We start from the raw sequence: 12853 nt of genomic DNA, 5'->3' as shown, positions 1-12853 counted from the left end.
ATTGATGGGATATCCTCCCTCTTGGAAACCTTGACGGGTGGCAAAGCCTCTCTTGAGAAGCTTGGGGGAGGAGGAATCCTCCCCCCAACTTCTCGCTCCCGCCAAGTTTCCGCAAAAATTGGTGCTAACGTTTCCGCACACACACCAATCGTCTTGGGTTTAGCTAACTGACACCAAGCCACAGAAATCGCAATCGCGAAGTCAATAGCCATCATTGCAGCAAAAGCAAGCGCGATCGCATCAACAGATAAGGTCAAAGCGTATTGGATATTCATGATAGGTAAAATTTTGCGGCATCTTTTTGGATGAATAATTCATCCAAAAAATGCCGCGTAGTTAATGGTGGACGCGGTGTGGAAGATTTAATAACTAAAATTCGGATTCAGTATATAGCTGTAGCCAGAGCGGTTCAGATTCAATGAGTAGCGCGATCGCGTCATTGCTCTGGCTTCACGGGCCGTACTACTTCGTTATAAAAATCCATGCCAAAGTTTTCTGCTAATACTGGGAGCAAAAGAGCTTGATTGCTTGGGGAATATTCCCATACAAAGCCTAGTGGGGTAATCTCGCTAGGGTAATCAGAACCCCCGCCAGTCATATGCTCTAGTTGTTCCTGTTGATATTCGTATTCGTAAGATGTCTGCATTGATTTTTCCAGTGAAGTACGACAGCGTGAAGTGATGCGCGACGTTTGCGGGAGGAAGCTTCCTTCCGCAAAGCTCGCTTGCTGGTATGGCGATGAAGATGTGCCACTAATTTAGTATGTGACTTCGCATCCCATAATAGTTAAAGTTAAGATGAATATTTTATGAAGTAACAGCATAGGTCGTAACGATGTCGCGCAAGGATGCAAGCCCTGGACAAAAAGAATCTGCTGCCGAACGGAGACAGCAATCTATGCACTTGCGGAAGATGGGTAAAAGTTACAGAGCTATTGGCAAAGAATTAGGCATAAGTGAAGCTCAAGCGCACCGCGATGTAGTTTTTGTAATTAAATCTATAACGGCGTTAACCCAAGATTCAGCCAGAGAGCATCAAGCACTAGAATTAGAACGATTGGAAATGGCAATGAGTGCGATCGCATCATCTGTTGAAAAAGGACATTTGCAAGCAATTGACCGTTGGGTGAGGTTGTGCGAATCTAGGCGTAAGTTACTAGGAATTGATGCGCCAGCAAAACAAGAAATTAATAGTGCGATCGCCTTCAATAATGACAACTACCAAACTATGGACGCAGCCGAACTTAGCCGACTCTATACGGCGACGATTAGAGATCCTGGGACGAATTAAGACCAATAGTAAAAAGCAACTAGCAATAACATTAAGTGCCAAAGACCCAGTAATTTGGGTTAATGATTTTGTCTGGACTTACGATCCCAGAATTACCCCAGCAACAATGCCATTTGATTTATTCCCAAGACAAGTTGAGTTCATTCGGTGGTTAAGCGATCGCTATGTTCTGCGTGAGGACGGGTTAGCAGAAAAGTCAAGGGATGTTGGTTTCACTTGGCTATGTGCTGCCTTTATGGTTCATCATTGGCTGTTCCATTCTGGTTTCAAGGGGACGGTAGGCAGTCGAAAAGAATCACTCGTAGACCGTATGGGCGACCCAGATACTATCTTTGAGAAAATGCGCCTCATCTTGCAACTTTTGCCACCTTGGATGCTGCCAAGTTACCAAGATAGCTATATGCGGTTATTGAATCACCAAAACGGTAATTCAATCACGGGTGAATCTGGAGATAACATGGGCAGAGGCGGACGATCCTCACTTTATATTATTGATGAAGCTGCTTTTATCGAACGCCCACAAAAAGTTGATGCAGCTATCTCTCAAAACTCTGATGTAAAGATATATGTCTCTACCCCTAATGGCTCTGGCAATCCCTTTGCTCAAAAGCGCTTAAGTGGTGCAATCCCTGTTTTTACTTTCAGGTGGCAGGATGACCCGCGCAAAGACCAGGCTTGGTATCAAAAACAAGTAGATACTTTAGACCCCGTAATTGTAGCTAGTGAAATAGATATTGACTACAGTGCCTCTATTGAGGGTATCTTTATTGAGGCGAAGTGGGTTCGCGCAGCTATTGATTACCCGCTATCAGCACAAGGCGCATCTGTAACAGCAGGATTAGACGTTGCTACTACTGGAAAAAACAAAAATGTATTTGTAGTTAGACAAGGGAACAAGGCGATCGCGGTCAAGGAGTGGCAAGGATTAAATACTACAGAAACGACTTTTAAAGCCCAGGAACTAATTAAATCATTTAAAGCAACTCACCTTAACTTTGACGTTGATGGTGTTGGGGCTGGTGTAGCTGGTACTTTGGAGACGACACCTAACTTAGGTTTTACATTTACTTCAGTTCATGGCTCAGGTAGCCCAAGCGTATTCTTTTGGGTAGGCGAGAACAAAACAAGTAAAGAAAAATTCTATAACAAACGAGCAGAGCATTACGGACTTTTACGCGAAAGATTTCGCAAGACTTACGAAATGGTAGAAGGTATTGCTGAGTACCTTGAAGATGAACTAATTTCAATTCCCAATCATGCAACTCTTATTGCACAATTAAGTCAGCCACTACGAAAGTTTACCAGCAATGGCAAAATATTGTTAGAAAGCAAGGATGAGATGAGGCGGCGTGGCGTAGAGTCTCCTGATTATGCAGATGCCTTAATGTACGCATTCATAGACCCGCCTGACGATTGGACGGGGGCAGCAGTTGTAGGAAGTCGCAGAATAGCAAATACTATTGATTGGTGAGAGAAAGGTGGTTTTAACTAATGGTGCGAGACTAAGTACAGAGCAGAGCCGCGAAATTTCGAGCGTTAGGCGCGACTACGGTTCGCTGTCTTCTTACGCCAACTATTTCTTACGCCCGCAGGACGCGGCGATTTTAGCTAAGGGGAACGGGAAGAAGTTACACGAGATATACAGGCAGGTAGCAACCGACCCCCGGATTTACGCCGCCCTCACTCAAAGATTCGGCGCTGCTATAGGCAGAGAAATAGTAGTAGAAGCGGCAAGCGATCGCAGAATTGACAAAAAAGCCGCCGACGAAGTAAGATTACAAATTAAAAACCTAGGTCGCCGTAGTACCGAACGTAGTAATAAAGCCGCCGTTTATAGTTTTGGTGGATTTGAGAACGCCACACTAACATTTTTAGATGCAAGGTTCGTTGGTTACTCGGTAGTCGAAATTGACTGGGCAATAGAGGGCGATCGCGTTGTAGCTCGTCAATTATGGGGTCGCGAATCAAGTAGGTTTACCTTTGACATTGCCGATGGCGGCTGGGAATTGCGCTTAATTACTCCCGAATCGCCCCTAAATGGGATAGCGTTGCCCCCTAAGAAATTCTTGCTAACTTGCGTTAATTCTCATGATGATTCACCCTACGGGGACGGACTAGCCAACAAACTATTTTGGCTCTCGTGGTTAAAACGCCAAATTCAGAAGTGGTGGGCGATATTCTGCGATAAGCACGGCTCACCTACTCTTTTAGGCGAATATGAAACGCCTGCCCAGCGCGATCGCTTAATTGAAGTAATGCAAGGAATAAGTCAGCAAGCTGGGGTAGCGCTCCCTAAAGGCGTAACTTTAGGACTATTACAAGCGGCTTCCACTGGTACAGATGTTTATTCTGCGTTCTGTGGCTACTGCGATACTCAAGCAGTAGAGGCAATACTGCTACAAAATCTTACTACTAATATTACGGGGGGTTCTTATGCCGCCTCCGAGACTCATTTAGAAATTCGTCAAGAACTCGTTGACATGGACTGTAGCCTGCTTTCGGATGGCCCTTATGCGGATCTTTCCAGGTGGATTTGCGAGTTTAATTACCCCGATGCCGAACCACCGCTAATTTATCGCCCCAGGGTGAAAGTAGCTGATGAGGCAAGGGCAAGGCGCGATACAGCGCTTGTTAGTCTTGTTGGTCGTCCCCTAACGGAAGAGTACCTACGCTCCAGCTACGATGCTTCGTTTCTAACAGAAGAAGAAGTAGCCAAAAAGCAGGAAGAACAAGCAGCTAAAGAAGCAGAACTTGCAGCACAAAATCCACCGACAACAGAAGATCCTAATGCAGAGCAACCATTCGTCTTTAGTGAATCGCTAATCCGCGTCGGTACTGCTGTCAGTTGGAAGTATGGCACTGGCACGGCGACGGGAAAAGTTGTTAAGGTCTACAGAAGTCGCATCACCCTAAAACTAGGCAATTCAGAAATCACCCGTAATGGCAGTGAGGACGACCCAGCAATATTAATTGAGCAAGAGAATGGTGCAAGAGCATTGAAATTAGTAAGTGAAGTTCGGATATCTAGTTCTGATTACGCAGAGGAAGAGAAAGATACAGAATTAGACCCCGCAGACCTGTATACAGAACAAGCGTATTCCCAAGCGACCCCTATTTTTTCTGAGTGGCTAGAGACACTTGAAGACCATTTATTTACGGGCGCAGAGGATTTGGGGGAAGTACGCGATCGCATCGATTCGGCATTCGGTGAAATGGATAGCAAGGATTTCGCGGCGCTCATGCAATCCACCCTCCTCGCGTCTTATGGCGCTGGTAGATATCAAGTAGGGGTTGAAGCAGAGGACGATGAAGATGGTTAAATCGCCCTTCCTCAAACCATTCCCCGCCGCGATCGCGTTCTTCAAAAGTAAGATTGGTCTGCCTAGTGAGAACTGGAAGACAATTTCTGAGGAATATTCTGCGATCGCATTCACAATTGCAACGGTTACGAAAGTCAGTATTTTAAAAGACGTTCAGGACGCGATCGCGCAGCAATTAGAGTCTGGCGTATCTCCAGAGCAGTTCCGCGCCACTTTCAAAGACATTATGACCCGCAGGGGTTGGTCGCCTAATTTCAGCCCCTACCGAGTCTCACTTATCTTGTCTCAAAACGTGAGGCAGAGCATGGCTTATGGACGCTGGGAGCAATCCGAGGAGCCAGGTTTTAAACAACGTCATCCTTACAGAATTTACAGGCATCGTGATTCTGTCGTCCCTCGCCCACACCACAAAGCCCAGGATGGCAAGGTATTTCCCGCCGACGCAGACGTGTGGAAAGCGATCGCTCCCCCGCCGTTCGGATGCAAATGCTCCTTCTATAATCTCAGCCAACGTCAACTAGAAAATCTTGGATTGACGGTAAGCAAACCGCCGTCATTGAGGGCGATCGCAGAACCAAGTTTAAAACCTGGTTTTCCTGAATCGTTAACTGAGCAACGAAGTCAACTGATAGAAAGAGCGATCGCTTCCTTGCCCCCAAATTTAGCGGCGTTGTTGGAGGAGGAAGTAGAACTATCTGAATCCTTAGATTTTGCTACGGGGAAAATCAAGAGTGATCGCACTTGTAAGAAAGGCTTTCCTTGCGGTAACTCCTGCATCAGCCGTACAAAAATGTGTTCCAAAGTCTTAGAGGGACAGTATAAGACGGCGGCAGAGTGGTTAGAGAGTAAGTTACCACCCAGGATTGAAACAAATACCGCTACCCATACAGAATTTATAGCTAGGGGTTATTCAGCTATGGGGTCAGAGCGCAAGGCAGAAATAGATGCTTTGCTAAAAGGAGATCCCGAAGAAAAGGAGCGAATAGCAAATGAATATATAGCAGTACGCAAGGAATTTATGGCAGCCCTTGATAATAATCGAATTAAGAAAAAAGAACTAGAAAATATAAGAGCGCGTCATAGAGCGGCTGAGGACGCTCACTACAACTACGACAAATATAATCGTCGCGCTGCCGCTCAAAAAATGGAGGAATTTAGGACTCAATTATTGAACGAAGGATTACCATTACCTGAAGCCAAAAATATCTTAGAAAGACTCGAATTTGATACCAGTTCAATAAGTTCAATAAACAAGGCTTTAAATAGTAATTTTACCCGTGCTGATTTGGACGAGGCGATAATGGAATTTCAGCAGTTGACAAATGGTAAAAGCAGCAATTCTCTTAAAGCAGTGGAAAACTCACGTTTTGCTAATGGAAGAGCTTACGCGAATCGAAGCGGAGATTTAAGTATTGGGTCAAATCCTGATAAAAGAGTAATTTTCCACGAACTAGGACATCATGTGGAATATGAATCTGATACTACTTTACAGGCGGCTAAGTCCTGGATTAAGAGCCGAAGCACGGGCGAAGCGCAAAGTTTAAAAGCACTTGCAGGAGAAAAGTATGAAGATGACGAAATTGCATACCCAGACAAATTTATTCACCCCTATGTAGGCAAGATTTACCCTGATGCCACAGAAGTAGTTTCAATGGGGATAGAATACTTTACCACTGGTAAAAAAATGCTAGAACTGTATCAGGCAGACCCGGAACATTTTGCTTTTACAGTAGGAGTAATAAAGCGTTGATTAAATACGAGTTAATTGACAACGTTCGTCGCACCATAACTATTAGTTTGGAAGCTTCGTCGCCTCATGAAAGAGCAAGTATAGTTGTAAACGGCGATGAATCCTTAAAAGCGATTGCTACGGACATTTTATCTCGCTCCCATGGAGCTTTTGGTCATATTATAGGCGAAATAACTAGCCCAATAGACTTAGATTCAGCGCTACATGGCTCGGCTTTCAAGGATTATCGAATTGAACTAACGCAAGGGAAGGAATTAGTAAGTAGCTACGATTCGGGTATTCCAGAGGGAGCCGTGACTTGAACCTACCCGATAACCCCACACAATCACAAATGGACGCGATCGCACGCTCTATTATTCAGTCCCAATATAAAGATAAGGTAGGTGCGATCGCATATAGAAGGGCAGAAGGGGGAGGAATTGAGGGTAAGTTTAAGGATGCGCTTAATCCAAAGCGCGTTTTTGAGTTTTTGATTAAAGATAGGGAATTGAGCTACAAGGTTGATTCCTGGGATGAGGAGGATTAGCTATCTTTAGAATCACTGTGGATGACTCGCAAATCAAAGCAGCATTTAGAAGATTGGCGGCGGCGGCATCGGATGCTACGCCTGTAACCCTGTCTATGACTAGGTTGTAACTGTTTTGTGTTATAATTAAATATATGTCCCAGCGATGTTTTCTTGGCAGTTACATCCTGGGGGCGGTAAACCTAATATAAGTAGGCTCACAATGGGTATTTTACGAGATTTGACAGGGCAGCGCTTTGGCAAATTGACGGCAGTAGAAAGATCGGGGTCTGCACCAACTGGTGGGGCAAGGTGGCAATGTTTGTGCGACTGCGGTAACGAAAAAGTATTTTCAACAGCGCATCTCGTCGCTAAGTGTAAACCCGCTCAGTCGTGTGGTTGCATGGCAAAAGAACTTCGCTCCAAGGCGCAGATTAAACATGGAAAATGCAATACCCGAACTTACACAATTTGGACTGGTATGATGGCGCGTTGCACAAACCCTATTGACTCAGCATATAACCGATATGGTGGCGGCGGGAGAGGGATTTGCGATCGCTGGCTTAAATTTGCAAATTTCTATATCGATATGGGCGATTGCCCGGACGGGTTGACAATTGAGAGAAAAGACAATGAGCAAGGCTACTCCCCTGAAAATTGTATATGGGCATCATGGAGAGAGCAGGCTAATAACAGACGTAGCAATCAATTGTGGGAATATAATGGGCGGGTTCTGATAATATCCCAATGGGCTGAAGTGTCTGGTATTGCCAAAGATACTTTGAGGCACAGAGTAATTAAGGCTGGCTGGTCTATCGAACAAGCTATAACAATCCCTGTAACAAGAAGAGGGCATAAGAAGGATGTTCAGAATAATAATCAATGACAGAGAAATTCAACACGCTTTTAATAGGCTAAAACAAGCCTCCTCAGACTTGAAAGCGCCTATGAGCGACATAGGCGAACACTTTTTGAAAAGGGCTGATGATGGGTTTAGAAACGAGACTGACCCCTGGGGAGTTCCTTGGCAGCCCCTCAAACCAAAAACAATAGCTCGAAAACAAAAAGATAGAAAAATTCTGAAGGTACTACAGAGTACCGGACTCCTCCGCGCCTCTTTTTCTTACACCGCAGATAGTAATAGTGTAGAAATTGGGACAAATCGAGTTAGCGCAACAGGTGCGCCAATAGCCATTTTCCATCAGTTGGGAACGAGGAAAATGCCAGCCCGCCCAATGCTACCCGAAACCGACCGATTGCCGCCCCAGGACTTGGAGGAAGTATTAGCTATTCTTGAGGAGCATATTACTGGCGTTTTCTAGACCTGAAAATAATCCAACGGTTTACTCAATGCGATCGCTACCCGCATCAGAGCGATCGCTCTTGGACTAACTACCCCATTTTCCCAATCACTAACCATTTGCTGACTTTCAAATACAGCTTTACCTAACTGCGCTTGGCTCATGTCTGCTTCGACACGAGCAAGCTTTATTTTGCGCCCTAATTGCTGTTCTTGGGTTGAAACTTGCCGCATCCACTATTAATAGGCGTAATTTACATCCGTTGCCGTACCATTTTAGATTTTAGCCTAGCTCGCTCCTAATCTAGTAGAGATATCTACTATTGGGTACAAAACCTATGGTGACGATTACGGAGTCGCCAGAGAAAGAATTAGAAATTGAGATACTTAAAACAGGCACGCACGTTGCCATGAATGGTAGCAGCCATAGTTTTACCCATGATATCGCCCAAGAAATAGTCGATACCTACAACCCAGATAACTTTAAAGCTCCATTAATAGTCAGTCACCGTACTGGGGACTATAGCGATCGCTCTCTTGTGGATTCGGAATTAGCTTTTGGTACGCCTAAGTTCCTCAAAAAAGTAGGCGATCGCGTTAAAGCAGTATTTGAGAAGATATCACCCCGCTTTGTGGAATGGACGCGCAATAACGAGATATTAGGCATTTCCCCATCTTTTTACCCCCCCGACCATCAAAGTAACCCTACCCCCGGCAGGTGGAGTTTGCGACACATTGCGGGCTTGGGGAAAAGTCCGCCTGCAATTAAGGGGTTGGCTGCATTGTCTCTAACTGAATTTTTCATTTCAGAGAATGGGGCAATTAACTTGGGTGAATTTGATAATTCAAGTTTTGACGAGGATGCGATCGCTCTTGATTTCATGGTAGGAGAAGGCTACGAAGTATTTGGGCGGCTGAGAGATTACCTAATAGAAAAAGAGGGCGCTGAAACTGCCGATCGCATTATCCCTAGTTACTATTTGCAGTTATTAAATGAGCCGCAGCCAAAAAATGATTATCCTTTTGAATTGGTAGAACAGTTAATGATGCGGGTATCGGATTTAGAAACCAGATTAAATCCAATGCTAGTCAACCAGATATATTCAGAACCTATTAGTTTTGCATTACCCAAAACTCCTGGTGCTGCTAAGAAAAAATGCACCAAAGGGACAGCTTGCGGCGGGTCGTGTATTAGTGCAAGTAAGACTTGTAAGAAAAAGCAAAGCCCTGATAACAAGGCTAAAACGAAGGGATTAAAAGAAAAGATTAAATCTAATGAAAGTGCGAAGTCTTCCGGGGGGAGGATTCCCTCCGGAGAGCTTCGCGCGAAGTCTGGCTCTGATGACTCAACTCAAGTTTTAGTAACAGAAAAGAAGAAAACCATTGAACCAAAAAGACCTACTAGGGAAGAATCGGCAAAAATGACCGACTCCGAAAGAGAAGAATTGCGTGAAGAATTAATAAAATACCAACCTGAAGGGAAACTAACTTCAAAAGAAGCGGATTTTGTTAAATCCGCTCTAGAAGGGGATACAAGTATGATTGCAAGTAGGATGGCATCTTACGAAGCGGACTTTGTAAATGGATTAATTGAAGACTCTGACAATGATATTAGTTTTTACAATGGCATGAAAAAGTATCAAAACAGCGCTCCTAAGCCAAATATTCCTATTTACATGAGCGATAGCAATGAAGGGAACTATAAGGTCGGAAAACCTTTCAATAGTTACGGAATTTATCAAAAGTTTGAAACTGAGAGAAAAAATGCCAAAGGTAAAGTTTTGGTTGTTGTCCCAAATAATTCTTCTGGCTTTAAATCCCTAGCTTCAAACGAGCAAATTATATCGGATTCTAAATACGTTGTTGATTCAATAAAAAAGCAAGGATCGAGAACTATTGTAACGTTAAAAGAAGATGGCAAAGGTGAAAAACTAAAAGCTAATATTAGTAGAACAAGCGTCACGGGAAGCGGTTTAGGATGATACCCATTAAATTCCGCTCCGAACTCATTAATTTTGCCGTACCTAAAACAAGGCATCTTTCGGGTGGAATTCTTCCACCCGAAAATGCCGCCCCAGGTAAAAGCGCTAAGAAAAAATGCACCAAAGGAACGGCTTGCGGAGGTAGTTGTATTAGTGCAAACAAGACTTGCAAGAAAAAGCAAAGTGTTGATGGAAGTAATAAGACAAAGGCGCTCATTGCAAGCTTAAAAGGGAAAGGACAGACCTCTCTTCCACAAGAAAAATCTTCAACTGAAATTACTACTGGTACATCAGGAGGACCTACCGCCCAAACAGAAAAGTCTTCCTCTTACGGTGAAAACTTTAGAAAAGCAAAAAAAGACCCAAATATAGACGAAGTAACAATTGATGAATTTGTCGATCTATACGCTGGGAAGTATTACGAATTTAGCGGCAATGGGCGAGCCACTGTAGATATTACTAAACGAAAAGATGTAGAAAGAGCAATCCGTGATGGTATTTACATTGAAGATGCTGCTATTGACGCGCACCCTACATTAAAGAAGAAATATGCAATAGGTATTGCCCAAACAAACAAGGATAACGATCGCTGGCAAGAAATCAATAGGCGGGTAAACGCGCCTATTTTAAGCGCTGACGAAACGAAAAATTATAAACCGTTTATGAGCGCTGATGAGGCGGCGAGTTATACAAGCGACAGCTTCTTCTCCGGGGTCGATATGTTTCACGGAACGAGCGCAAAAGGCGCAGAAAGCATTGTAAACGAGGGTGTTAATATTGATTTCGGTCGCAGAGGACTCTACGGCGAAGGATTTTATATGGGGGTAGAAGAAAATATTGCCAAAGGTTACACGGCTGAACATAAAAGATATGGTGGGGGAGATGGAAGTGTTGTTACAACTAGGGTAAAAGCAAAAAATCCTTTTCGCGGCGATATTAACGGCGAATTACGCGACAAACTAGCAGGTAGTGGACTTAGTGAAATTACTGGTAAAGACGGCAGCGATATAAAAATGTTTTTAAAAGCAAACGGTTATGATTCTATTTATCAAAAAGATAGCGGCTACTTAGTTGCTTTAGAAAACAAACAAGTTGTTACCTATCAAAATAAAAAAGTTACCGAAACGGCTGACGAATTAACAGCAATGATGCTAAATGATAGCACTACAAAAAACAATAAAAACTATAAGTTATTAAGTGAGATTAAGTAATATGGTTACTTGGAAAGGTTGCGGATACTGCAAACATTTAACGAAATCTAGCTTTTGCAAGGCGTTCCCCGATGGGACGGGAATACCTCTATTTATTGCTAACGGTGAAATTCCCCACTTGCAAAAAATAGGTGGGCAAAAGAATGACATAGTTTATGAAGAGAAGTAATGGTAACTCCTATAAAAGATGGCGCTCAAATAATAGCTATAAAAGATATTTTAGAAACTCAATATTCCGATGGCATTACATCAATATCTAAAGCCGAGCTAGATGATGAAGATAATATTATTGGCATATTTGAAGATAAAATTTCTCCCACCGTAACTAAGCGCTACGCCTTTAAAATCACAGACGAGGAAATTGGGTATAGATTAATGAACGCCAAAGAAATAGCAAATTTTATTGAGGAAGATGAGGAAGATATGAATGAAACGGATTTCACCGAACGGGAAGCATCTCTTAATGCCACCGCCGCCGAGCTTGCTAAACAAGCCCAAAAAATAGCATTGCGCCAAGCAGAATTAGACCGCAAGGAAGACATGGACTTTGCCGAATCCTTAATTAAGGATGGTCGCGCCCTGCCAAATGAAAAGGAAAAACTTGTAACCATGATGGGAACGATGCGACAAAACGAAACAGTGGTGGAATTTAGCGAGGAGGATAAACCCCAAATGCTAGATGCCTTCAAAGAAATGCTATCCAAGCGTCCGCCAGTAATTGCTTTTGGCGAACACGCCAAACCAGACGGAAAACCCAAACATGGCTCTATCAACTTCGCTGCCCCCGAAGGCACGGAAGTAGATATGGAGGCGCTAGAAGTGCATGAAAAAGCCCTAGCGTACCAAGAAGCACATCCTGGTACAGATTATATGAGCGCAATATCTAAGGTTGGTTATTAATTATGGCAGTATCAGTATTTCACGTTGCCCACAAGGCGCTCGAAACCCGCACCGTAACCTTAGCAGGTTCGGCAACAGTCGGTCGATGCGTGGGTTACGACTCATTGCAAACTACAACAGCCGGAGCGGCGAATGTTTGGGGGATTGCGATTACGAACGGGATAATCGGCGATCGCATTGGCGTTGTGACAGAGGGGAGCGTTCCGGCCGAAGCAGGCGCAGCAATTACCATCGGTCAACAAGTAGCCTCTGACGCTACGGGGAGACTTATCCCTGCAACGGTGGGGCAAACTGTACTTGGTCGCTCTCTTGGCGCAGCAAGCGGCGCAGGCAAGTTTTTTGAAGTACATATTACACGCGAAGGGAAAGCCTAATGCCTTTAATGAGTTTGAAGGCTACGCGAGTAGTCGATCCAATTTTAACTACAGTTGTCCAGGGCTATATGCAGCCCGAATTTGTGGGGAGTGAGTTATTCCCCCCTGTCCCTGTCACGAAACGCGCTGGCTTAGTCGTCGAGTTCGGTAAGGAAGACTTTGCTTTATTCGATACTCGTAGAGCGCCAGCAGCAGCAACCAAGCGCCGCAATATTAATTAT

Annotated in this window: 16 protein-coding genes and 1 pseudogene; 14 read left to right on the top strand and 3 right to left on the bottom strand. The window is 44.1% G+C overall.

Annotated features, from left to right (window positions below; genetic code table 11):
* Window positions 1–275, bottom strand: a 275-nt coding sequence (locus tag ACRC32_RS13125) for a hypothetical protein (RefSeq protein ID WP_438554389.1), incomplete at its 3' end; no start/stop codon positions are given.
* A 161-nt stretch (window positions 276–436) separates the two neighbouring features.
* Window positions 437–646, bottom strand: a complete 210-nt coding sequence (locus ACRC32_RS13120) for a hypothetical protein (RefSeq protein WP_438554388.1) — start codon at window positions 644–646, stop codon at window positions 437–439.
* Window positions 647–834: 188 nt separating this feature from the next.
* Here ACRC32_RS13120 and ACRC32_RS13115 point away from each other — a divergent pair, with 188 nt between their 5' ends.
* The 8 genes from ACRC32_RS13115 (at window position 835) to ACRC32_RS13080 (ending at window position 8187) form a co-directional block, all read left to right on the top strand.
* Window positions 835–1290, top strand: coding sequence for a hypothetical protein (locus tag ACRC32_RS13115; RefSeq protein WP_438554387.1), 456 nt, complete (start codon window positions 835–837; stop codon window positions 1288–1290).
* Entirely contained in the window at window positions 1211–2761 is a 1551-nt protein-coding gene (locus ACRC32_RS13110; protein ID WP_438554386.1) for a terminase large subunit domain-containing protein, read from the top strand. The genes ACRC32_RS13115 and ACRC32_RS13110 overlap by 80 nt, the downstream gene beginning before the upstream one ends.
* Window positions 2762–2768: 7 nt before the next feature.
* Window positions 2769–4610, top strand: a complete 1842-nt coding sequence (locus tag ACRC32_RS13105) for a phage portal protein family protein (protein WP_438554385.1) — start codon at window positions 2769–2771, stop codon at window positions 4608–4610.
* The gene (locus ACRC32_RS13100) at window positions 4597–6360 is read left to right on the top strand and encodes a phage head morphogenesis protein (RefSeq protein ID WP_438554384.1); all 1764 of its coding nucleotides are present in this window, start codon (window positions 4597–4599) and stop codon (window positions 6358–6360) included. The genes ACRC32_RS13105 and ACRC32_RS13100 overlap by 14 nt, the downstream gene beginning before the upstream one ends.
* A complete protein-coding gene (locus ACRC32_RS13095; RefSeq protein ID WP_438554383.1) occupies window positions 6357–6662 on the top strand; it encodes a hypothetical protein in 306 nt (101 codons plus the stop codon). The genes ACRC32_RS13100 and ACRC32_RS13095 overlap by 4 nt, the downstream gene beginning before the upstream one ends.
* Entirely contained in the window at window positions 6659–6886 is a 228-nt protein-coding gene (locus ACRC32_RS13090; RefSeq protein WP_438554382.1) for a hypothetical protein, read from the top strand. Before ACRC32_RS13095 ends, ACRC32_RS13090 begins: the two co-directional genes overlap by 4 nt.
* Window positions 6887–7088: 202 nt before the next feature.
* Window positions 7089–7751, top strand: coding sequence for a hypothetical protein (locus ACRC32_RS13085; protein ID WP_438554381.1), 663 nt, complete (start codon window positions 7089–7091; stop codon window positions 7749–7751).
* A complete protein-coding gene (locus tag ACRC32_RS13080) occupies window positions 7729–8187 on the top strand; it encodes a phage virion morphogenesis protein (RefSeq protein WP_438554380.1) in 459 nt (152 codons plus the stop codon). The genes ACRC32_RS13085 and ACRC32_RS13080 overlap by 23 nt, the downstream gene beginning before the upstream one ends.
* On the opposite strand, the gene ACRC32_RS13075 is transcribed toward ACRC32_RS13080, so the two are convergent.
* Window positions 8184–8399, bottom strand: coding sequence for a helix-turn-helix domain-containing protein (locus tag ACRC32_RS13075; protein ID WP_438554379.1), 216 nt, complete (start codon window positions 8397–8399; stop codon window positions 8184–8186). The genes ACRC32_RS13080 and ACRC32_RS13075 overlap by 4 nt on opposite strands.
* A gap of 176 nt (window positions 8400–8575) precedes the next feature.
* On the opposite strand from ACRC32_RS13075, the gene ACRC32_RS13070 reads away from it, so the two are divergent.
* The 6 genes and pseudogenes from ACRC32_RS13070 to ACRC32_RS13045 all read left to right on the top strand — a co-directional run.
* Entirely contained in the window at window positions 8576–10147 is a 1572-nt protein-coding gene (locus tag ACRC32_RS13070; RefSeq protein ID WP_438554378.1) for a hypothetical protein, read from the top strand.
* A complete protein-coding gene (locus ACRC32_RS13065; protein WP_438554377.1) occupies window positions 10144–11358 on the top strand; it encodes a hypothetical protein in 1215 nt (404 codons plus the stop codon). The genes ACRC32_RS13070 and ACRC32_RS13065 overlap by 4 nt, the downstream gene beginning before the upstream one ends.
* A 1-nt stretch (window position 11359) precedes the next feature.
* A complete protein-coding gene (locus ACRC32_RS13060) occupies window positions 11360–11527 on the top strand; it encodes a cytoplasmic protein (RefSeq protein ID WP_438554376.1) in 168 nt (55 codons plus the stop codon).
* A complete protein-coding gene (locus ACRC32_RS13055; protein WP_438554375.1) occupies window positions 11527–12258 on the top strand; it encodes a hypothetical protein in 732 nt (243 codons plus the stop codon). The genes ACRC32_RS13060 and ACRC32_RS13055 overlap by 1 nt, the downstream gene beginning before the upstream one ends.
* Window positions 12259–12260: 2 nt before the next feature.
* Window positions 12261–12632 (top strand): DUF2190 family protein, encoded by a 372-nt coding sequence (locus ACRC32_RS13050; protein WP_438554374.1) that lies wholly within the window; start codon window positions 12261–12263, stop codon window positions 12630–12632.
* Window positions 12632–12853 (top strand): annotated as a pseudogene (locus tag ACRC32_RS13045) (hypothetical protein); the annotation flags it as partial. The gene ACRC32_RS13050 and the pseudogene ACRC32_RS13045, both read left to right, overlap by 1 nt.

It is taken from the genome of Chroococcidiopsis sp. (assembly GCF_051657925.1).
Lineage (GTDB): Bacteria > Cyanobacteriota > Cyanobacteriia > Cyanobacteriales > Chroococcidiopsidaceae > Chroococcidiopsis.
Note: the sequence above shows the minus strand (reverse complement) of the source record. Positions and strands in the feature narration are given on the sequence as shown.